This window comes from Pseudomonas sp. HB05, assembly GCF_016756915.1.
GTDB lineage: Bacteria > Pseudomonadota > Gammaproteobacteria > Pseudomonadales > Pseudomonadaceae > Aquipseudomonas > Aquipseudomonas alvandae.
Map to the genome: position 1 here is coordinate 520,591 of NZ_JAESPG010000001.1, position 21,424 is coordinate 542,014.

The 21,424-nt window shown below is 63.0% G+C and carries 19 protein-coding genes; 8 read left to right on the top strand and 11 right to left on the bottom strand.

Features of this window, described 5'->3' with window-relative positions:
• Nucleotides 1-205: 205 nt before the first annotated feature.
• The 3 genes from JMN22_RS02435 to JMN22_RS02445 are packed head-to-tail and all read right to left on the bottom strand — an operon-like array spanning nucleotide 206 to nucleotide 2,346.
• Nucleotides 206-796, bottom strand: a complete 591-nt coding sequence (locus JMN22_RS02435; protein WP_198796880.1) for a YggT family protein — start codon at nucleotides 794-796, stop codon at nucleotides 206-208.
• A gap of 10 nt (nucleotides 797-806) precedes the next feature.
• Nucleotides 807-1,625 carry a pyrroline-5-carboxylate reductase gene (gene proC, locus JMN22_RS02440; protein WP_198796879.1) on the bottom strand — a complete coding sequence of 273 codons (819 nt, stop codon included), beginning with the start codon at nucleotides 1,623-1,625 and terminating at the stop codon, nucleotides 807-809.
• Between the two features lie 28 nt (nucleotides 1,626-1,653).
• Nucleotides 1,654-2,346 carry a YggS family pyridoxal phosphate-dependent enzyme gene (locus JMN22_RS02445; RefSeq protein ID WP_198796878.1) on the bottom strand — a complete coding sequence of 231 codons (693 nt, stop codon included), beginning with the start codon at nucleotides 2,344-2,346 and terminating at the stop codon, nucleotides 1,654-1,656.
• Between the two features lie 56 nt (nucleotides 2,347-2,402).
• Here JMN22_RS02445 and JMN22_RS02450 point away from each other — a divergent pair, with 56 nt between their 5' ends.
• Nucleotides 2,403-3,437: a type IV pilus twitching motility protein PilT gene (locus JMN22_RS02450; protein WP_198796877.1), complete on the top strand. Its 1,035-nt coding sequence runs from the start codon at nucleotides 2,403-2,405 to the stop codon at nucleotides 3,435-3,437.
• A gap of 127 nt (nucleotides 3,438-3,564) precedes the next feature.
• On the opposite strand, the gene JMN22_RS02455 is transcribed toward JMN22_RS02450, so the two are convergent.
• Nucleotides 3,565-4,176: a C40 family peptidase gene (locus tag JMN22_RS02455; RefSeq protein ID WP_030137908.1), complete on the bottom strand. Its 612-nt coding sequence runs from the start codon at nucleotides 4,174-4,176 to the stop codon at nucleotides 3,565-3,567.
• A 248-nt stretch (nucleotides 4,177-4,424) separates the two neighbouring features.
• Here JMN22_RS02455 and JMN22_RS02460 point away from each other — a divergent pair, with 248 nt between their 5' ends.
• Nucleotides 4,425-4,853 carry an NINE protein gene (locus tag JMN22_RS02460; RefSeq protein ID WP_030137907.1) on the top strand — a complete coding sequence of 143 codons (429 nt, stop codon included), beginning with the start codon at nucleotides 4,425-4,427 and terminating at the stop codon, nucleotides 4,851-4,853.
• 116 nt (nucleotides 4,854-4,969) lie between these two features.
• Here the strand turns inward: JMN22_RS02460 and JMN22_RS02465 are convergent, their stop codons facing one another.
• The 7 genes from JMN22_RS02465 to gshB form a co-directional block, all read right to left on the bottom strand.
• Entirely contained in the window at nucleotides 4,970-6,241 is a 1,272-nt protein-coding gene (locus JMN22_RS02465) for a dihydroorotase (protein ID WP_198796876.1), read from the bottom strand.
• Nucleotides 6,238-7,242, bottom strand: coding sequence for an aspartate carbamoyltransferase catalytic subunit (locus tag JMN22_RS02470; RefSeq protein WP_003177495.1), 1,005 nt, complete (start codon nucleotides 7,240-7,242; stop codon nucleotides 6,238-6,240). Before JMN22_RS02470 ends, JMN22_RS02465 begins: the two co-directional genes overlap by 4 nt.
• Nucleotides 7,243-7,266: 24 nt before the next feature.
• Nucleotides 7,267-7,773 (bottom strand): bifunctional pyr operon transcriptional regulator/uracil phosphoribosyltransferase PyrR, encoded by a 507-nt coding sequence (gene pyrR, locus JMN22_RS02475; protein WP_030137905.1) that lies wholly within the window; start codon nucleotides 7,771-7,773, stop codon nucleotides 7,267-7,269.
• 83 nt (nucleotides 7,774-7,856) lie between these two features.
• Nucleotides 7,857-8,294, bottom strand: coding sequence for a Holliday junction resolvase RuvX (gene ruvX, locus JMN22_RS02480; RefSeq protein ID WP_030137904.1), 438 nt, complete (start codon nucleotides 8,292-8,294; stop codon nucleotides 7,857-7,859).
• The gene (locus JMN22_RS02485) at nucleotides 8,294-8,863 is read right to left on the bottom strand and encodes a YqgE/AlgH family protein (protein ID WP_030137903.1); all 570 of its coding nucleotides are present in this window, start codon (nucleotides 8,861-8,863) and stop codon (nucleotides 8,294-8,296) included. Before JMN22_RS02485 ends, ruvX begins: the two co-directional genes overlap by 1 nt.
• A gap of 176 nt (nucleotides 8,864-9,039) precedes the next feature.
• Nucleotides 9,040-9,936, bottom strand: a complete 897-nt coding sequence (locus tag JMN22_RS02490) for an energy transducer TonB (RefSeq protein WP_030137902.1) — start codon at nucleotides 9,934-9,936, stop codon at nucleotides 9,040-9,042.
• 76 nt (nucleotides 9,937-10,012) lie between these two features.
• Nucleotides 10,013-10,966 carry a glutathione synthase gene (gene gshB, locus JMN22_RS02495; RefSeq protein ID WP_030137901.1) on the bottom strand — a complete coding sequence of 318 codons (954 nt, stop codon included), beginning with the start codon at nucleotides 10,964-10,966 and terminating at the stop codon, nucleotides 10,013-10,015.
• A 224-nt stretch (nucleotides 10,967-11,190) separates the two neighbouring features.
• On the opposite strand from gshB, the gene JMN22_RS02500 reads away from it, so the two are divergent.
• From JMN22_RS02500 to JMN22_RS02525, 6 genes are all read left to right on the top strand, one after another.
• Nucleotides 11,191-11,622 (top strand): response regulator, encoded by a 432-nt coding sequence (locus JMN22_RS02500; protein WP_030137900.1) that lies wholly within the window; start codon nucleotides 11,191-11,193, stop codon nucleotides 11,620-11,622.
• Between the two features lie 44 nt (nucleotides 11,623-11,666).
• A complete protein-coding gene (gene pilH / locus JMN22_RS02505) occupies nucleotides 11,667-12,029 on the top strand; it encodes a twitching motility response regulator PilH (protein WP_030137899.1) in 363 nt (120 codons plus the stop codon).
• A 10-nt stretch (nucleotides 12,030-12,039) separates the two neighbouring features.
• Nucleotides 12,040-12,579: a chemotaxis protein CheW gene (locus JMN22_RS02510; RefSeq protein ID WP_198796875.1), complete on the top strand. Its 540-nt coding sequence runs from the start codon at nucleotides 12,040-12,042 to the stop codon at nucleotides 12,577-12,579.
• Between the two features lie 91 nt (nucleotides 12,580-12,670).
• The gene (locus JMN22_RS02515) at nucleotides 12,671-14,731 is read left to right on the top strand and encodes a methyl-accepting chemotaxis protein (protein WP_030137897.1); all 2,061 of its coding nucleotides are present in this window, start codon (nucleotides 12,671-12,673) and stop codon (nucleotides 14,729-14,731) included.
• A gap of 187 nt (nucleotides 14,732-14,918) precedes the next feature.
• The gene (locus JMN22_RS02520; protein ID WP_198796874.1) at nucleotides 14,919-20,837 is read left to right on the top strand and encodes an Hpt domain-containing protein; all 5,919 of its coding nucleotides are present in this window, start codon (nucleotides 14,919-14,921) and stop codon (nucleotides 20,835-20,837) included.
• On the top strand, nucleotides 20,830-21,297 hold the full coding sequence (locus JMN22_RS02525; protein ID WP_198796873.1) for a chemotaxis protein CheW: 468 nt from the start codon (nucleotides 20,830-20,832) through the stop codon (nucleotides 21,295-21,297). Before JMN22_RS02520 ends, JMN22_RS02525 begins: the two co-directional genes overlap by 8 nt.
• Nucleotides 21,298-21,424 lie beyond the last annotated feature (127 nt).

The window sequence follows — 21,424 nt, forward strand, 5'->3', positions numbered from 1 at the left end:
GCAAGCGGGGAATCCGATGGTTGCGAGCGGATTTATTTGTGGCGAGGGGATTTATCCCCGTTGGGCTGCGAAGCAGCCCTGAAACCTGAGTATGCGGAGTATCAGGCTGGCCGAGTTGTCTGCTTTGGGGCCGCTTCGCGGCCCAGCGGGGATAAATCCCCTCGCCACAGACAGGTCCTTTGCCACAGGGATCAGGTTGCCTGGATCAAATAAGCACCCGCAAAATCTCCGGCATCATGGTCATCGCCGCCAAATTGTTGATCACCAGCATGTCGAGCAGCTTGAGCACCATGAACGCCAGGATCGGCGAGATATCCAGGCCGCCGAGGTTCGGCACGATGCGACGGAACGGCGCCAGGGCCGGCTCGCAGATCTGGTTCACCAGTTCGGCCCCCGGGTTGTGGCTGCCCGGTGCGACCCAGGACAGGATCACACTGATGATCATCGCGAAGAAAAATATGTTCAGGAACAGCGCGGTCACGCCAATGAGCGACCAGATCAGCAGTTGCAGCGGGTTGCCGGTGGTGCCGTAGGTCAGCAGCAGGGTCAGCGCCATCAGCGCCAACTGCACCAGGATCGCCAACACCAGCGAGGACATGTCCAGGCCGAACAGGCTAGGGATGATCCGGCGCAACGGCTTGAGCAGCGGCTGGGTAGCCTTGACCACGAACTGGCACAGCGGGTTGTAGAAGTTGGCGCGCACCAATTGCAATACGAAGCGCATCAGCACGATCAGCAGGTACAGGCTGCCGAGGGTTTGCAGGACATAGACCGCTGCAGTGTTCAATCCAATCATGAATGGCTCCTTATTGGCCCAGTTGTTCGGCCATTTCGGCCGAGCGGTGCGCGGCGGCGCCGAGTGCTTTTTCCACCAGGGCTTCGAAGCCGCCGGCCTGGAATGATTTGATGGCCGCTTCGGTGGTGCCGGCCGGAGACGTCACGCGACGGCGCAGCTCGGCCGCATCGACGTCGCTGGACACCGCCATGTGGGCGGCGCCGAGGGCCGTCTGCAAGGTCAGCTGGGCGGCGGTCTCGCGGGGCAGGCCGAGTTTCTCGCCGGCGGCGGTCATGGCTTCGATCAGCAGGAAGAAATACGCCGGGCCCGAGCCGGAGACGGCGGTGACGGCATCCAGTTGCTGCTCGGTCTCCAGCCACAGCGCCAGGCCGACGGCCGACAGCAGTTCTTCGGCCTGCTGGCGCTGTCCGGTGCTCACTTGGCCGGTTGCATACAGGCCGCTGACACCCTGGCGTAGCAGGGCCGGGGTGTTGGGCATGCAGCGCACGATCGGCTGGGCGCCGAGCCAGTTGTTCATGCTCGCGCAGGTAATGCCCGCGGCGATCGACACCACCAGTTGATGAGGCTGGAGATTCGGGCGAAGGGCTTCGCAGACGGTCTTCATCGCTTGCGGCTTGACCGCCAGCACGATGACGTCCACGCCGTCGATGGCCTGGGCGTTGTCGGCGAAGGTTTCGATGCCGTGCTCGGCGCTGACCCGCTTGCGAGTCTCTTCACCCGGATCGCTGGCGCGAATCATGGATGCGTCCAGGCCCTTGGCCCGCAGGCCGCCGATCAGGCTGGCGGCCATGTTGCCGGCGCCGATAAAGGCAATACGCGTGTTGCTCATGACAGGTCCTTATAAAGAGATGAATGGATCAGCTGGGTGTTTGACCGTAGTCGCGAGCGCCAAACAATGCAGTACCGATGCGCACCCAGGTGGCGCCTTGGGCGATGGCGGATTCGAGGTCATGGCTCATACCCATGGATAACGTATCCAGGGGCAGGTCCAGGCTGGCTTGCAGGCGCTGGACGGCCGCAAACGCCGCGTCCTGCTCGGCGCGATCGTCGGTCGGTTCGGGAATGGCCATCAACCCGCGCAACGTGAGATGCGGCAATGCAGCGATGGCCTTGGCGAGGGCTGGCAGGTCCGTTGGTGTGCAACCGGATTTACTGGCTTCGCCGCTGACGTTGACCTGGATGCAGATGTTCAACGGCGGCAGCTCGGCCGGGCGCTGCTCGGACAGGCGTTGGGCAATTTTCAGGCGATCCACGGAGTGCACCCAGTCGAAATGTTCGGCAATAGCGCGCGTCTTGTTCGATTGAATGGGGCCGATGAAGTGCCAGATCAAGGGCAGGTCGGTCAGTTCCGCCTGCTTGCCGAGCGCTTCTTGCAGGTAGTTCTCGCCGAAGTCCCTGAGGCCGGCGGCATAGGCTTCGCGCAGGGCCTGGGCGGGCTTGGTCTTGCTCACTGCCAACAGCTGGACGCTGCCTGCGGCACGCTGGGCGGCTTGCTCCGCCGCATGGATGCGCGATCTAACCTGAGCAATGTTGTCTGCTATCGTGGTCATAAAGAAAGGCCAGCGGGTCTGAGGTTCGCGGCATTCTACTGGAATTGAGGAGCGCTATGGATATCACTGAACTGTTGGCCTTCAGCGCCAAACAGGGGGCGTCGGACCTGCACCTGTCCGCCGGGCTGCCGCCGATGATCCGTGTCGACGGCGATGTGCGACGGATAAACCTGCCGGCACTGGACCATAAACAGGTTCATGAGCTGATCTACGACATCATGAACGACCGGCAGCGAGTGGATTACGAGAAATTTCTGGAAACGGATTTCTCCTTCGACGTGCCGGGTGTGGCGCGGTTCAGGGTCAACGCCTTCAATCAGAATCGTGGCGCCGGGGCGGTGTTCCGGACCATCCCGTCGAAAGTCCTGACCATGGAAGACCTGGGCATGGGCGAGGTGTTTCGCAAGATCACCGAGGCCCCACGCGGGCTCGTACTGGTGACCGGGCCTACTGGTTCAGGCAAGTCCACGACCCTGGCGGCGATGATCGATTACCTGAATAGCCACAAGCACCATCACATCCTTACCATCGAGGACCCGATCGAGTTCGTCCATGAACCGCGCAAATGCCTGATCAACCAGCGCGAGGTGCACCGCGACACCCAAGGTTTTTCCACGGCCCTGCGCTCGGCCCTGCGGGAAGACCCGGACGTGATCCTGGTGGGGGAAATGCGTGACCTGGAAACCATTCGCCTGGCGCTGACCGCCGCTGAAACCGGGCACTTGGTGTTTGGTACGCTGCACACCACATCGGCAGCCAAGACCATTGACCGGGTGGTGGATGTGTTCCCCGGCGACGAAAAGTCCATGGTTCGCTCGATGCTGTCGGAGTCGCTTCAAGCGGTGATCTCCCAGACGCTGGTCAAGAAGATCGGTGGCGGCCGGGTCGCTGCACACGAAATCATGCTCGGCACCTCGGCGATCCGCAATCTCATCCGGGAAGACAAGATCGCGCAGATGTATTCGTCGATCCAGACCGGCGGCTCGCTGGGGATGCAGACGCTGGACATGTGCCTGAAAGAGTTGGTGAACAAGGGGCTGATCAGCCGCGAACATGCGCGGGAGCGGGCGCGTACGCCGGATAACTTTTAGAGATGTGGTGCTTTTGCAGGCCTCATCGCGAGCAAGCTCGCTCCCACAGGACTTTCAGCGAATGGAAATCGAGTGTGGGAGCGAGCTTGCTCGCGATGGGGTCATCAGCTACAGCAAAAATGCTGGCTCAGCGCTGAACCACCCGCATCGCACCCGGCTCTTTCGGCAGCACCCGCTTGGCAACCACGTAATGGGTGTTCCAATACGGCTTGTTCAGCGTGTCGATGGTCACCGACTTGCCCCGCCGTGGCGCGTGGATGAAGCGGTCGTTGCCCAGGTAGATCGCCACGTGGTTGACCCGGCGGCTCTTGAGCTTGAAGAAAATCAGGTCGCCAGGCTTCAAGTCCTTGCGCTCGACTTTCTCGCCATGACCGGCAGCCATCGCATTGGAGGTGCGCGGCAGGTCGAACGTGGCGTCGTTGAAGGCGTACTTCACCAAACCGCTGCAATCGAAACCTTTGCTTGGGCTGCTGCCGCCCCAGCGGTAAGGTGTGCCCAGTACATTCACGGCGCGGCTCAACACGTTGCTGCTCGCTTTGGTCGCCATGGGCGGAACCAGCTTGCTGTTGGTCGTGCTCAGGCGCTGGGTGCCTGGGTTGTTTTTGCTCCCTGGAGCAGAAACATGGGATTTCGGGGTGTAGCCGTTGACGTTGGGAAGACGTTGCTCACGATTGGTGGCGTGGGCGGCCAGTGGCAATAATAGGCAGATGGTCAGCCATGTCTTGAAAAATGGACGCATTAGGCAAGGCTCATAAAGGTTAGCGCGCAACTTTATAACAGCTTTTTTCGCCGTTTCGAGGCCGTTTGTCGATCCGGAACCCAGCCTGAACCCTGCACAATTGCGACAATTGACCCAATTGTCCGACAAGACCCCCATAACACGGGCGTTTCACAGGTCCGAGTCGCTCAGGACCGCTTGTCGGCGAGACACAAAAAAGTCACAAAAAGTCCGAACAAATTTTTCTATCGAGGCAAAAGAGGCCATTCATGAACAGCTATCAGCAGGACGCAACCCGTGACACCCATAGCAAAGTGATCGGGTATCTGCTCTGGATTTTCGGCTTCACCGGTGCGCACCGTTTCTATTACGGCAAGCCGGTGACTGGCACGATCTGGTTCTTCACCTTCGGCCTGCTGGGCATCGGTTGGTTGATCGACCTGTTCCTGATCCCGGCCATGGACCGCGAAGCGGATCTGCGTTTCACCCCGGGACCTATCGAATACACCGTGGCGTGGATTCTGCTGACCTTCCTCGGCGTCTTGGGCGTGCATCGCATGTATCAGGGGAAGTGGCTCAGCGGGATTATCTATCTGCTGACCGGCGGGGTGTTTTTCCTGGGTGTGCTGTATGACTTCTGGACGCTGAACGACCAGGTGTCGATTCGTAATGCGCAGAAGCGTGGGGCTTTTCACTAAGACCGAGTTTCGCGAGCAAGCTCGCTCCCACACTGGATCGGAGGTGTTCACATATCCTGTGTTCACCGAGATCCCTGTGGGAGCGAGCTTGCTCGCGATAGGAGCGACGCGGTTTTTCAGGCCTGGTGGGTAATCCGCCCATCCATCAGCGTATAGCGCACCACCCCCGGCAGGCTGTGACCGAGGAACGGGCAGTTGTCGCCCTTGGAGCGCCAGGCTTCGCCAGCCACGGTGGACGCGGCGGGGTCGAACAGCACCAGGTCCGCCGCCGCACCCACAGCCAGTTTCCCGACCGGCAATTGCAGGGCCTGGGCCGGGCCGGTGCTCAGGCGCGCCAGCAAGGTTGGCAAGTCCAGCAAGCCGTCCTCCACCAGCGTCATGGCCAGCGGCAACAGCAGTTCAACGCTGCTGATGCCCGGTTCGGTGGCGCCGAAGGGTGCCAGCTTGGCGTCGCGCTCGTGGGGCTGGTGATGGCTGGAAATGGCCGAGATCACCCCGGACTTCACCGCCTCGCGCAAGCCTTCGCGGTCGGCGCGGGTGCGCAGCGGCGGGTGGACGTGATAGACGCTGTTGAAATCGATCAGCGCCTCATCGGTCAGGATCAACTGATACAGCGCCACGTCGGCGGTCACCGGCAAGCCGCGGGCCTGGGCCTGGGCGATCAGCGCCGCGCCACGGGCGCTGGTCAGTTGGCTGAAGTGGGCGCGCACGCCGCTTTGTTCCACCAGCAGCAGGTCCCGGGCCAGGGCCACGGTCTCGGCCGTTTCCGGAATGCCCGGCAGGCCGAGGAAGCTGGCGGTCGGGCCTTCATGGGCGAGACCGCCTTCGGCCAGGTCGTGATCCTGGGAATTGAAGATGACGGTCAGGCCGAAAGTCGCCGCATATTCCAGTGCGCGACACAGCGTACGGGTGTTGCGGAAGCTGTTCAGGCCATTGCCGAACGCCACGCACCCGGCATCACGCAGGGCGATCAGCTCGGCCAATTGCTCGCCATCGAGGCCTTTGCTCAGTGCGCCAATCGGGAAAACCTTGGTGTTGCCGGCTTCGCGGGCGCGGTCGAGGATCAGTTCGGCCACGGCCGATGTGTCCAGCACCGGTTTGGTCTGCGGTGGGCAGCACAGGCTGGTCACGCCACCGGCGGCGGCGGCGCGGGTTTCGCTGACGATGCTGCCTTTGCGGCTGTAGCCCGGCTCGCGCAGGGCGACGTTGAGGTCCACCAGGCCAGGGGCGGCGACCAGGCCTTGGGCGTCGAGGGTCTCGACCGCCGCGAAGCCTGCCGGCGCCGCGCCAAGGGCGACGACCTTGCAGGCATCGATATGAATGTCGGTCACTTGATCCAGGCCGCTGGCCGGATCGATCACGCGTGCGCCGAGAATGCTGAGCTTCACTGGGCGTTCTCCTGGTCAAATTGGCGCTGGGCCGTTTGCCCGCTCATGGCCATGGACAGCACGGCCATGCGGATGGCGATGCCGTAGGTCACTTGGTTGAGGATCACCGAATGCGGCCCGTCGGCCACCGCCGACTCGATCTCCACGCCGCGGTTGATCGGCCCCGGGTGCATGACGATGGCATCCGGCTTGGCCCCGGCCAGGCGCGCGGTGGTCAAGCCGAACAAGCGGTAGAACTCGCCTTCGCTGGGCAGCAGGCCGCCGGTCATGCGTTCGCGTTGCAGGCGCAGCATGATCACCACGTCCACATCCTTCAGGCCTTCGGTCATGTCGGTGTAGACCTTCACACCGTATTGCTCGACGCCGATGGGCAGCAGGGTTTTCGGCGCGATCACGCGGATGTCCGGGCAGCCGAGGGTCTTGAGGGCCAGCATGTTCGAGCGGGCCACCCGCGAGTGCAGGATGTCGCCGACGATGGCCACCGACAGGTTCTCGAAGCTGCCCTTGTGCCGGCGGATGGTCAGCATGTCCAGCATGCCCTGGGTCGGGTGGGCGTGACGGCCGTCGCCGCCGTTGATGATCGCCACTTGCGGGCACACGTGTTCGGCAATGAAGTGCGCTGCACCGGAATCACCGTGGCGCACGACGAACATGTCGGCGGCCATAGCTTCGAGGTTACGCAGGGTGTCGAGCAGGGTTTCACCCTTGCTCGCCGAGGACGTGGAGACGTTGAGGGTGATCACGTCCGCCGACAGCCGCTGGGCCGCCAGTTCGAAGGTGGTACGGGTGCGGGTGGAGTTTTCGAAGAACACGTTGCACACGGTCTTGCCGCGCAGCAACGGGACTTTCTTCACCGCACGGGCGCCAACTTCGAGGAACGAGTCGGCGGTGTCGAGGATTTCTGTCAGCAGCTCGCGGCGCAGGCCGTCGAGGGACAGGAAGTGCCGCAGCTGGCCCTGATCGTTGAGCTGCAGCGGGCGCTTGGTTTCGAGAGGCGTCATCGCGATGGACTCTTACAAGGGCAGTTAAAGGGCAAGGTCTTGCAGTTCGAGTTGCAGCGGCGACGGCCCGGAGAGCTTGACCCGCTCATGGGCGGCCAGCGTCAGTGTCGCGCCGACCACGTTCGGCCGGATCGGCAGCTCGGCGGCGTCCAGGTCCAGCAGGCACACCAGCGTCACGCTGGCCGGGCGGCCGTAATCGAACAGTTCGTTCATGGCGGCGCGGATGGTCCGGCCGCTCATCAGGACGTCGTCGATCAGCACCAGGTGCTGGCCTTCGATCTCGAATGGCAGGGCCGAGGGGCGCACTTGCGGGTGCAGGCCGTTCTGGCTGAAGTCGTCGCGGTAGAAGGACACGTCCAGGGTGCCCAGCGGCGAATCGCTGCCCAGCTCATCGAGCAAGGCCTGGGCAACCCAGACGCCGCCAGTGCGGATGCCGATGTAGCGCGGTTCGCTGATGCCGCGTTGTTCCAGGTGCGCCGTAAGACGGATCGCCATCTGGCTGATCAGCTCGGCGGGATTGGGCAGGCTCATGCTGGCTCCTTCAGGTTTCCGGGTCGGTGCTCGTGACTCGGTTTATCGCTAAAAGAAAGCGCCTTGGCGGCGCTTTCAAAAAATCAGGTTTCGAACAGGGCGGTATTGGCATCGAGCCAGCCCTGCAACAGCAGGGCGGCGGCGATGGCGTCCACCGGGTTGTCGCGGTAACTGCCTTTCTGCCCGCCGCGCACCAGGCGTTCGCCCTTGGCCTCGAAGGTCGTCAGGCGCTCATCATGGGTATAGAAGGGCAGGTTGAAGCGGCCGTTGAGCCGGCGGGCGAACTTTTCGGCGCGCAGGCACATGTCGCTGGGCGTGCCGTCCATGTTCAGCGGCAGGCCGACCACCACGGCGTCGGGTTTCCATTCCTTGATCAGCGCTTCGACCTGGTTCCAGTCCGGAACGCCATTCTGCGCCTTCAAGGTGCACAGCTCACGGGCCTGGCCGGTAATGACCTGGCCGACCGCAACGCCGATCTGTTTGGTGCCGTAATCGAAGCCCAGCAGCAAGCGCAAGGCCATCAGGCGTGTCCCGCCTGGCTGGTGAGCAGGCTGAGGTTGACACCCAACCGGCTGGCCGCCGCTTCCAGGCGCAGTTCGCTGCTGGTATTGAAGAGGATGTCGGCGTCGAACGGGCAGGTCAGCCAGGCGTTATCCGCCAGCTCGGCTTCCAGTTGCCCGGGTTCCCAACCGGCATAGCCGAGGGCAATCAGGCTTTTTTGCGGGCCGACGCCGTCGGCGATGGCGAACAGCACGTCCTGGGAGGTGGACAGCGACACACCGTCCAGGTCCACCGTGGCCTGGAATTTGGGGCCCGACGGATGGAGCACGAAACCGCGATCGGTCTGCACCGGGCCACCCATAAAAATCGGCACATGCTGGCACAGCAGTGGCGGCTCGACCTCGGGACGCAATTGCTCAAGGATGTCCGCCAGGTTCAGCTCTTGCGGGCGGTTGACCACCAATCCCATGGCCCCGTTCGCCGTGTGCTCGACGATGTAGGTCAAGGTGTGGGCAAAGTTCGGATCGGCCATGTGCGGCATGGCGATCAGGAAATGATGCTTGAGGTAGGTGGGGCTGACGTTTTTCATAGGCGCTAGTGTGGCGGGGCAGGGCCGAACTGACAAGCCAGGAAATGCCTGAGACTGTCACCGATCCCCTGTGGGAGCGAGCTTGCTCGCGATAGCAATTGATCATTCAACACAGAGGTCGACTGACCGTCCGCTATCGCGAGCAAGCTCGCTCCCACAAGGGAATTGGGTGGTTATCAGTTACTGGACAGCCGATCACCGCGGGCAAACTTCCAGGTGCGGATGATTTCCAGGCGGTCGATGTCCGACAGGTCCCCGGTGAACGGCGCGAACGGCGCGGCCAGGCGTACGATCCGCTGGGCGGCCTGGTCCAGCAGGGGTTGGCCGGAGGATTCGAGCACCAGCACCTCGTACAGCGAGCCGTCGCGGTTGATCGAGACCATTAGCCGCAGGTTGCCGTAGATCTGTTTGCGCCGGGCTTCCTCGGGGTAATTGAGGTTGCCGATGCGCTCGACCTTCTTGCGCCACTCATCCTTGTACCAGGCACCCTTGTCGCGCATGGTCGAAGCGGCACTGAGGCGGTGAATGCGCGGACGCTTGGCGTACAGCTGTTGCTCCTGGGCCAGCTCGGCTTCCAGGCTGGCGATGTCGCTGGAAAGCTGCGAGCTGTCGAAGGTCGGCTCCGGTGCCTTGGGCTTCGGATCGGGCTTGACCTCTTCCTTGACCGGGGCCTTTTTCGGCTTCGGCGCCACGGTGGTCACGGCAGCCTTGGGCGCCGTCTCCTGGACCTCCGGCTTGGCGGCCGGCGGTGGGGTTATCTTCTGGACTTTGTTGTCCTGGAACGGCGCGATCTCGGTGGTCTTGGGCGTTGCTTTCTTTTCCAGGGTGCCGCTGCCTTGCTGGTTTTCCTGGGCGAGAAAGTCGGCCTTCCTGGGCTTGGTCTCGCTCTTGAACGTCGCCAGGGTAATTTCCAGGGTCTGGCTGATCTGCTTGGGTTCGACCGTGGCAAACCCGACGCCCAGCAGCACGGCCAGGTGGACCAGCGCCGCCAGGAACAGGGTAAAACCGAGACGATCAGCCGCGCGCACGCCACGATGGGCGAGCTCTAGGGGCAGATCGGACGGGAGTGTCATGACAAGGAAACCAGCATCACGTTTTTTCAGGCCGGGCATGATAACGCAATGTGGGTTTCCTTCATCAGGATCTGGATCAACGAGCCTTGAGCTTCTGATCGATGGCATCCATCAGCATCCCGCCGATGTCGGTGCCGAAGGCATTGTCGATTTCGCGGATGCAGGTCGGGCTGGTGACGTTGATTTCCGTCAGGTGCTCGCCGATCACGTCCAGGCCGACGAACAACAGGCCTTTTTCCCGCAGTGTCGGGCCGACCTGGGCGGCGATCCAGCGGTCCTTGTCGGTCAGCGGACGGGCTTCGCCACGACCACCGGCCGCCAGGTTGCCACGGGTTTCGCCGGCCGCCGGGATGCGTGCCAGGCAATAATCCACGGGCTCGCCGTCGATCATCAGGATGCGTTTGTCGCCGTCGATGATGGCCGGCAGGTAGCCCTGGATCATGATTTGCTGCTTGCCATGCAAGGTCAGGGTTTCCAGAATCACCGACAGGTTCGGGTGGCCGGCGGTGTGGCGGAAGATCGAAGAACCGCCCATGCCGTCCAGCGGCTTGAGGATAACGTCGCCGTGATGATCGGCGAATTCACGCAACACGTCCGGACGACGGCTGACGATGGTCGGCGGCGTGCATTGCGGGAACAGCGTGGCGAACAGCTTTTCGTTGCAGTCGCGCAGGCTCTGCGGCTTGTTGACCACCAGCACGCCGGCGCTTTCTGCCTGTTCAAGGAGATAGGTGGAATACACGAATTCCATGTCGAACGGCGGATCCTTGCGCATCAGGATCACGTCCAGGTCGCTCAGCAGTGCATCGCTTTCCTCGCCCAGTTCGAACCATTTCTCCGGGTTGGCGAAGACTTTCAGCGGTTTCATCCGCGCCCGGGCCTGGCCTTCGGCCTGGTAGAGGTCGCGCTGCTCCATGTAGAACAGTTCCCAGCCGCGCTTCTGAGCGGCCAGCAGCATGGCCAGCGAGCTATCCTTCTTGTAGGAAATGCTGGCGATTGGGTCCATGACAATGCCGACGCGTACGCTCATGGCTTGGTTCCTCATAATTTCGATGGGCACAAATGGCGTGAAAAAGTGGCGTCAGAGTGGCGCCCGGAAGATTGGCGGTCAAGGAAAAACCACCGTGCCGAGCGGCTGATAGATCGGCGATGGAGACTGTGCTAAAAAGGCTGCCATGTGACGTGCGGGCCTTGAACATCAAGGGTTTGCGCTGTCGTTCACACTTATGCGTTAAAAACCGGTTCGCAGTGGCAATGGCAGAGCAATCTACGCAGCAGCAACCCAGCGCCTTGAAGGTCATGGTCATCGACGACTCGAAGACTATCCGCCGCACCGCCGAAACCCTGCTGCGCAACGTCGGTTGCGAGGTAATCACGGCGGTCGACGGCTTCGATGCGCTGGCCAAGATCGTCGACCATCATCCAGGCATTATCTTTGTCGACATCATGATGCCGCGCCTGGACGGTTACCAGACCTGCGCCCTGATCAAGAACAACGGGGCCTTCAAGGCGACGCCAGTGATCATGCTGTCGTCCCGCGATGGCCTGTTCGACAAGGCCAAGGGGCGCATCGTCGGCTCCGATCAGTTTCTGACCAAGCCTTTCAGCAAGGAAGAATTGCTGGGCGCGATACAGGCCCATGTCCCGGGCTTTTCCGCTGTCCAGCCGCACCAGGCAAACTCATGACGCTCGGCCTGCGGGCCCGAGGTCTACAGAAAATGGGGAACACCATGGCACGAGTTCTGATCGTCGATGATTCGCCGACTGAAATGTACAAACTGACCGGCATGCTGGAAAAGCACGGTCATCAGGTTCTCAAGGCTGAGAACGGCGCCGATGGCGTGGCACTGGCCCGCCAGGAAAAACCCGACGCGGTATTGATGGACATCGTCATGCCCGGCCTCAACGGGTTCCAGGCCACTCGCCAACTGACCAAGGACCCGGACACCGGGCACATTCCGGTGATCATCATCACCACCAAGGACCAGGAAACCGACAAGGTCTGGGGCACCCGCCAGGGCGCGAGGGATTACCTGACCAAACCGGTGGATGAAGACACCCTGATCGCAACCCTGAACAAAGTACTGGGTTGAACGCACGGCCATGAGCCAATCCCTGACCGCTTTCGAGCTGTTGCTGCGGATCGATCGGCGCTGTCGGTTGCTGGGCGCGGACCTGCCGTCCCAACCGGTCCATCGCGACACCTGGAGCGGCATCGGCTTTCGCCTGGGCGAACACTGGTTCGTGGCGCCCATGGGTGAAGTCAGCGAAGTGCTGCACGAGCCGCGTCACACGTCGTTGCCCGGGGTCAAGCCATGGGTTCGCGGAGTGGCTAACCTGCGCGGGCGTTTGTTGCCGTTGATGGATCTGTGCGGTTTCTTCGGCCATGAACTGTCCAGCGTGCGCAAGCAGCGGCGGGTGCTGGTGGTGGACCATGAAGAGGTGTTCGCCGGTTTGCTGGTGGATGAAGTGCTCGGTCTGCAGCATTTTGCCCGGGACAGCCTGGAGTCGGCCTCGGCGAACGACCTCGATGGCCCGGAGACGGCCTTCGTCCAGGGCCGGTTCGAGGGCGAGCGGCAGTGGCAGGTGTTCAGTCCGTTTGCCCTGGCGCGGTCGTCGGGATTCATGGATGTGGCGGTTTAACAGGCCGCAGCGCGGCCCCTGTGGGAGCGAGCTTGCTCGCTCCCACATTTGAATGGCGGTGGTTTGGGGTTTTGGGGACAGGCGAGAACCGATGATCAAAGCAAAAACAGGCAAGCCACTGGAAGCGTCGCGCAGTCGTTCGCAGATCATCGTGCTGTTCGTCGCGTTGATTGTCTTCATCATGCTGTTGTTCGCCAACTTCGCGTACCTCAACATCCAGTCCACCTATGACAAGCAATACATCGGGCACGCCGGTGAGCTGCGGGTGTTGTCCCAGCGCATTGCCAAGAACGCCACCGAGGCCGCCGCCGGCAAGGCCGCCGCGTTCAAATTGCTGAGCGATGCGCGCAATGATTTCGCCCAGCGCTGGGGTTACCTGAAGCAGGGCGACCCGGTCACCGGCCTGCCGCCTGCGCCTGCCACCCTGCGTCCGCAGATGCGCGCCGTGCAGCTGGACTGGGAGCGCCTGCTCAAGAACACCGATGCCATTCTTTCCAGCGAACAAACCGTCTTGTCGCTGCATCAGGTCGCGGCGACGCTGGCCGAAACCGTGCCGCAACTGCAAGTCGAATACGAGAAAGTCGTCGAAATCCTCCTGCAAAGGGGCGCACCGGCCCCCCAGGTGGCCATGGCCCAGCGCCAATCGCTGCTGGCCGAGCGGATTCTCGGCGCGGTGAATACCGTGTTGGCGGGGGACGAAAACGCCAGCCAGGCCGCCGATACGTTCGGTCGTGATGCCGCGCGTTTCGGCCAGGTGCTCAACGGCATGCTGCAAGGCGACCCGACCTTGAAGATTTCCCAGGTGCAGGACCGCGATGCCCGGGCGCGCCTGAGCGAAATCAGTGAGCTGTTCGAGTTCGTCTCGGGCTCGGTGGATGAAATCCTCGAGACCTCCCCGGAACTGTTCAAGGTTCGCGAATCGGCGGGCAACATCTTCAACCTGTCGCAAACCCTGCTGGATGAAGCCTCGCACCTGGCTTCGGCGTTCGAAAACCTGGCGGGCGGGCGCTCCGTCAACACCATTGGCGGTTATGTGCTGGGTCTGCTGGCGCTGATGTCGATCATCCTCATCGGCCTGGTGATGGTTCGCGAAACCAACCGCCAGTTGCGCGAAACGGCGGAAAAGAACGAACGCAACCAGAACGCGATCATGCGCTTGCTGGACGAGATCGAAGACCTGGCCGACGGCGACCTGACCGTCACCGCCTCGGTCACCGAGGATTTCACCGGGACCATCGCCGATTCCATCAATTATTCGGTGGACCAGCTGCGCGATCTGGTGGCGACGATCAACCTCACTGCCGGCCAGGTGGCCGCCGCGGTGCAGGAGACCCAGGCCACGGCGATGCACCTGGCCCAGGCGTCCGAACACCAGGCCCAGCAAATTTCCGAAGCTTCGACTTCAATCAATGAAATGGCCCAATCCATCGACCAGGTGTCGGCCAATGCCGCCGAATCGTCGGCGGTGGCCGAGCGCTCCGTGGAGATCGCCAACAAGGGCAACGAGGTGGTGCACAACACCATTCATGGCATGGACAACATCCGCGAGCAGATCCAGGACACCGCCAAGCGCATCAAGCGCCTGGGCGAGTCGTCCCAGGAAATTGGCGACATTGTCAGCCTGATCGACGACATCGCCGACCAGACCAACATCCTGGCGCTCAACGCCGCGATCCAGGCGTCCATGGCCGGTGATGCCGGGCGCGGCTTTGCGGTGGTGGCCGATGAAGTTCAGCGGCTGGCGGAGCGCTCCTCGGCCGCGACGCGGCAGATCGAAACGCTGGTGCGAGCGATCCAGGCCGATACCAACGAGGCGGTGATTTCCATGGAACAGACCACCACCGAAGTGGTGCGCGGCGCCCGGCTGGCCCAGGATGCCGGCGTGGCCCTGGAAGAAATCGAAGGCGTGTCCAAGACCCTGGCGGCGCTGATCCAGAGTATTTCCAACGCGGCGCAGCAACAGACCACCTCGGCGGGCCAGATATCCTTGACCATGAACGTGATCCAGCAGATCACTTCGCAAACGTCCTCGGGCTCCACGGCCACGGCAGAGAGCATCGGCAACCTGGCGAAAATGGCCAGCCAACTGCGCCGGTCGGTGTCAGGGTTCACCTTGCCGGCGGGGCCGGCTGGCGATGAGGACAAGCAGTAACTGACCAGCCCTGCATATTGAAAAAGGGCATGTGGCGAGGAGGCTTTGTGGCGAGGGAGCTTGCTCCCGCTTGAGTGCGCAGCGCTCACAAAGTTCTTGGGGCCGCTGCGCCCGAAGCGGGAGCAAGCTCCCTCGCCACAAAGGCTGATGTAATCCTGCGGCATACGACTGTTGATTTGGAGTGGTTATGGGTGATCGGCACGACTATGTGGCCCTGGAATGGGTCAAGGGCGAGATTGCCGAAACGCTGAAGCAGGCCCACCTGGCCCTCAACCGCCTGGTGGACGATCCGCAGGCAGTGGATGCCCTCGGCCAGTGCCTGGCCTGCATCCATCAGGTCCATGGCGGCCTGCAGATGGTCGAGTTCTATGGCGCGGCGTTGCTCGCCGAGGAAATGGAACAACTGTGCATCGCCCTGCAGGACAACCGTATCGCCCACCGCGACGAGGCCATCAGCCTGTTGCGCCAGGCGCTTGGCCAACTGCCGACTTACCTTGAGCGCGTCCACGGCGCCCGCCGCGACCTGCCGTTGGTGGTACTGCCGTTGATCAACGACTTGCGCAGTGCCCGGGGTGAAGGCCTGTTGTCCGAAACCCGCCTGTTCAGCCCGGAACTGCCAGACATCGCGCCGCTCGACGATGACGCCTTGAAGCGGCTCGAACCGGCCGACCTGCCGAATACCCTGCGCAAGTTGCGCCAGAGCCTGCAAGTCGCGCTGGCGGGATTGCTGCGTGAGCAGGACGACGTCACGCATCTCGGTTACCTGGCCAAGGTCTTCCACCGTCTCGAAGCCCTGTGCGCCGGAGCGCCGCTCAATGCGTTGTGGCAAGTCGCCTCGGCGCTGGTCGAAGGCATGCGCGACGGGCGTATCGCCAACAGTCCGGCGCTGCGCAGCCTGTTCAAGGACGCCGACAAGGAACTCAAGCGCTTGCTGGAGCAAGGCATATCCGGCATCAATCAGCCGGCCCCGCCACACCTGCTCAAGAGTCTGTTGTTCTATATTGCCAAGGCCGAACATCCCAGCGGGCAGATGCAGATCATGAAAGAACGCTACTCACTGGACGATGCGCTGCCCGACAGCGCCATGGTCGACGAAGAACGCGCGCGCCTGGCCGGGCCCGACCGCGATGCCATGCGCTCGGTCCTTGCCGCATTGTGCGAGGAGTTGGTGCGGGTCAAGGAGCGCCTGGACCTGTTCGTGCGCAGCGATCGCCAGCATGCCTCGGAACTGGACAGCCTGCTGGCGCCCTTGCGGCAAATCGCTGACACGTTGGCGGTGCTGGGGTTTGGCCAGCCGCGCAAAGTCATCATCGATCAGTTGGCCGTGGTGCTGAGCCTCGCCCAGGGCCAGCGCGCGCCTGACGATGCGACGCTGATGGACGTCGCCGGCGCCTTGCTCTACGTCGAGGCGACGCTGGCCGGCATGGTCGGCACCGTCGAACCTGAAAGTCGCGAAGACAACCACCTGCCGACGATCGACCTGACCCAGATCCACCAGATCGTCATCAAGGAAGCCCACACCTGCCTGCAACAGGCCAAGGACATGATCGTCGACTACATCGACGCCGACTGGAACAGCGAGCAGCTCACGGAAATGCCCGCGCTGCTGACCCAGGTGCGCGGTGCGCTGGCGATGATCCCGTTGAGCCGTGCCGCCAGGCTGGTGGAGGCGTGCAACGAATTCATCCGCGAGCACCTGCTGCTCGAACATGCCCAGCCAGGGTGGGAGGAGCTCGATCATCTGGCCGATGTGATCAGCGGCCTGGAATATTACCTGGAGCGTTTGGGCGAAGACCCGCTGAAGCCCGCCGAGAGCCTGTTGGACGGCGTCGAGCGCAGCCTGGGCGTCCTCGGTTATTTCCCTGACGAAGCTCGCGTCCCCTTGCTCGATGATGTACTGAGCCCCAACGAAGCCCAGGTCATGCAGGATTTGCAGGAACTGGACGATCCGCAGACCGTGCAGTCATTGGCCGAAGTGCTGGCCAACCCGGTCTCGGCGGTCAACCCGCCGGCGAGGAACATGCCGGGTAGCCTGCTGCCGCCCCCCGTGGATGAAAGCCCGGTGGACGATGAACTGCGCGAGGTGTTCCTCGAGGAGACCGACGAGGTACTGGATGTCCTGCATGAATACTTGCCGCGCTGGACGGCCGACCCCGACGACCACGGCGCCCTGACAGAACTGCGGCGGGCTTTCCATACCCTCAAGGGCAGCGGCCGGATGGTCCGGGCGCTGGTGTTGGGAGAATTGGCCTGGGCGGTGGAAAACCTGCTCAACCGCGTGCTGGAACGCAGTGTCGAGCCGGGCGCTTCGGTCCTGCAGGTGGTTGTTGAGACGGTGCAATTGCTGCCGGGGCTGGTCGCTGAGTTTGCGGCTCATCACCAGCGCCAGCGTGATGATGTCGACCGCCTGGCTGCTCGCGCCCACGGGCTCGCCAAGGGCGGCGATGTCGAAGAGGACGATGAACAGGACGTGGCGGCGCTTGACCCGCTGTTGCTGAAGATCTTCGACAACGAAGCCCAGGGGCACCTCGCCGCGCTCAATCGCTTCCTCGACCAGGCCGCCGAACACCTTCCACTGCAGGCCAACGACGAACTGCAACGTGCCCTGCACACGCTCAAGGGCAGCGCTTCCATGGCTGGCGTGCTGCCCATTGCCGAGCTCGCCGGGGCGCTGGACGAACTGGCCCGGGAATACAAGGCGCACTTGATTGCCCTGGACCTGGATGAGGTGGAGCTGCTGCTCGAAGGCGAAGGGCTGTTGCGACGAGGGCTGCGTCAACTGCACAGCGAGCCGCTGGCGCCGATCCCCGGTGCCGCCGACCTGATCCAGCGCGCCCAGGCACTGATGACCGAGCGCTTGCAAGCGGTCCTCGGCACACCGGACCAAGGCGCGCGGACCAAGCGTGATCCGCAGTTGATCAACAACTTCCTCGCCCAGGGCATGGACATCCTGCTGGATGCTGAAAACCTGCTGCAGCGCTGGCAACAGCATCCTGGCGAAGGCCAGGAGCTCAGCGCGTTGCTCGACGAGTTGACCACCCTGGGCGAAGGCGCGCACCTGGCCGACCTGCACCCGGTGGATGAACTTTGCGAAGCCTTGCTCGACCTTTACGGCGCGGTCGAAGAGAGCAGCCTGGCGGTCAGCGACGCATTCTTCCAGGAAGCGCAACGCGCCCATGAAGCGTTGATCGACATGCTCGACGAACTGGCGGCCGGGCAGGAAGTACATTCGCAACCCGAGCGGGTGCAGGCCCTTCGCACGCTGCTCCAGGAAAGTCTCGACCCGGCCGCCACGGGGCTGATTCGCAGCGACGGCAGTCGCACCCTGAGCATTCGCGAGCTGGGCCAGGCGACGGCGGAAATGGAACATCGCGCGAGCGCCGAGACCTCCGTCGACGATGACATCGCTTCAATCTTCCTCGAAGAAGCGCAGGACATTCTCGAGAGCGCCGCCCAGGCCTTGCAGCGCTGGCTGGCGGATCCGGACAACGGCGCGCCGCTGTCATCGCTGCAGCGGGATTTGCATACCCTCAAGGGCGGCGCGCGCATGGCCGATATCCGGCCGGTGAGTGATCTGGCCCAGGAACTGGAAAATCTCTATGAAGGGTTGGTGGACCGCCGCTACAGCTACAGCGAGGAACTGGCGCAGCTACTCAACAACAGCCACGAGCGTCTCGACCTGCTGCTGGGGCAGTTGCAGCAAGGACAACCGCTGGGTGACCCCGTTGCGCTGATCGATGCCCTGCACCGGTTCCGCCAGGACAAGCCGAATACCATCGAGCTGCCGCCGTCCCATCAAGGTGACGCCGCGGGCCATGACCCCGAACTCCTGGAAATATTCCTCGAGGAGGGCTTCGACATCCTCGACAGTTCCGGCGCGGCGTTGCTGCGCTGGCAGGAGGATCCGGCGAACCGCCAGGCCGTGGAAACCCTGTTGCGCGACTTGCACACCCTCAAGGGCGGCGCGCGAATGGTCGAAATCGCGCCCATCGGCGACCTCGCCCATGAGCTGGAAAACCTTTATGAAGGGTTGTCGACAGGACTGCTGCAGCCGAGCCCGGCGCTGTTTACGCTGGTGCAGGGCGGCCATGATCGCCTGGCGCAAATGCTCGACGCCGTTCGCGCCGGCCAACCGTGCCCGCCCGGTGACCGGCTGATTGCGCGGATCCAGGCGGTCAACCATCCACAGGTGAGCGAGGCGTCAGAAGACGCTGCCGCGCCGCCAATCGCCCCATCGCCAACGCTGCCTGCGCGAGCCGAACCCGCTACGCCGAGCGACGGCGCTGACATGGTCAAGGTGTCCGCCGAATTGCTCGACGACCTGGTGAACCTGGCCGGCGAGACCTCGATTTTCCGAGGGCGCATCGAACAGCAGGTCAACGACGCGCGCGTGGCGCTGGGCGAGATGGAAACCACCATCGAGCGCATGCGCGATCAGTTGCGGCGCCTGGACACCGAAACCCAGGGACGGATCCTCAGTCGTCAACAAGTGGATGCCGAGCGCCTGGGCTACGAAGAGTTCGATCCGCTGGAAATGGACCGCCATTCGCAACTGCAGCAATTGTCCCGGGCATTGTTCGAGTCGGCCTCGGATTTGCTCGATCTCAAGGAAACCCTCGACCGCAGCAACCACGACGCGGAAAACCTGCTGCAACAGCAAGGGCGCATCAACACCGAGCTGCAGGAAGGCCTGGTGCGTACGCGCATGGTGCCGTTCGAGCGCATGTTGCCGCGCCTCAAGCGCATCGTCCGGCAAGTGGCGCAGGAGCTGGGCAAGGACGTCGAGTTCGTGGTCGACAATGCCGAGGGCGAGATGGACCGCAACGTGCTCGAACGCATGGCCGCGCCTCTGGAACACATGCTGCGCAACGCCGTCGACCATGGCCTGGAGCCGGCTGACGTGCGCATCGCCGCCGGCAAGCCGGCCCGTGGGCGCATCAGCCTCGATTTGTCGCGAGAGGGCGGCGACATCATTTTCGACATCCGTGATGATGGCGCCGGGGTGCCGTTGGACGCGGTGCGGCGCAAGGCGATCAAGCGCGGCCTGCTGGCGCCTGACAGTGACATCAGTGACCGTGACGTGTTGCAGTTCATCCTCCAGCCAGGCTTTTCCACGGCGGAAAAGATCACCCAGATTTCCGGGCGTGGCGTGGGCATGGACGTGGTCCACGAGGAAGTGCGGCAACTGGGCGGGAGCATGTCCATCGACTCCACGCCTGGGCAGGGTGTGCATTTTCGCATCCGCCTGCCGTTCACCGTAGCGGTCAATCGGGCGCTGATGGTGCAATGCCACGAAGACCAATACGCCATTCCGCTGAACACCATCGAGAGCATCGTCCGGGTGCTGCCCGCCGAACTGGATGGCTATTACCAGCTCGATCCGCCGACCTACACCTACGCCGGGCAGCGCTACGAGCTGTGTTACCTGGGTGAGCTGCTGAAAACCGGTGCCCGCCCGAAACTGCTGGGCCAGAGCCAACCCTTGCCGGTGCTGCTGGTGCAATGCAATGAGCGGCATGTCGCGGTTCAGGTCGACGCCACCACCGGTACCCGGGAGATCGTGGTCAAGAGCCTTGGCCCGCAGTTTTCAGCGGTGCGCGGCCTGTCCGGGGCGACGATCCTGGGGGATGGGCGAGTGGTGCTGATTCTCGACCTGCTGGCACCGATCCGCGCCTTGCCCCACCAGGTACCGCGTCGCGAGGTGCCGACTGAAGGGGAGGGTGAACCGCAACGGCCGCTGCTGGTGCTGGTGGTGGACGACTCCGTGACGGTGCGCAAGGTCACCAGCCGGCTGCTGGAGCGCCATGGCATGCACGTCCTCACCGCCAAGGATGGCGTGGACGCCATGGCCCTGTTGGCCGAACACTCGCCGGACCTGATGCTGCTCGACATCGAGATGCCGCGCATGGACGGCTTCGAAGTCGCCACGCAGGTGCGCAACGACCCGCGCCTGGCGCACCTGCCGATCATCATGATCACCTCCCGCACCGGCCAGAAACACCGCGACCGCGCCATGGCCATCGGCGTCAATGACTACCTGGGCAAGCCGTACCAGGAATCGGTGCTGCTCGACAGCGTCGCCTACTGGAGCAAGACCCATGCATGACTTTCACCCTCGTACCAGCCACCTCACCGGGCTGTTGCTGCCATTGGCCGATCGTCATCTGATCTTGCCCAACGTGGCGGTGGCCGAGCTGATCGACTACCAGCGCAGCGCCTTCGATATGGACACGCCACCGTGGTTCCTGGGCTGGGTAAGCTGGCGCGAGCGACAAATCCCGTTGCTGAGCTTCGAGTCGGCCTGCGGCCAGAAAACCGTCATCGGCGAGCGCGCCCGCATCGTCGTGCTCAACGCCCTGGGCGGGCGCCCGGAACTGCGCTTCATCGCTTTGCTGGTCCAAGGTATTCCACGTTCCTGCAAGCTCGACAGCCAGTTGAGCTACGTCGACGTGCCGCTGTGCGGGCTGGAGCAGGCGGCGGTGCAGGTCGGGGAACATGTGGCGAAGGTGCCGGATTTACTGGCGATGGAAGAGTTGGTGGTTGCTGCGGGGCTGATAAGAAAATAGGCCTGACACCGTAACTGTGGGAGCGGGCTTGCTCGCGAAAGCGGAGTGTCAGACACGTCAATGTTGACTGATATACCGCCTTCGCGAGCAAGACCGCTCCCACAAGGTAATTATTCAACTTGATATA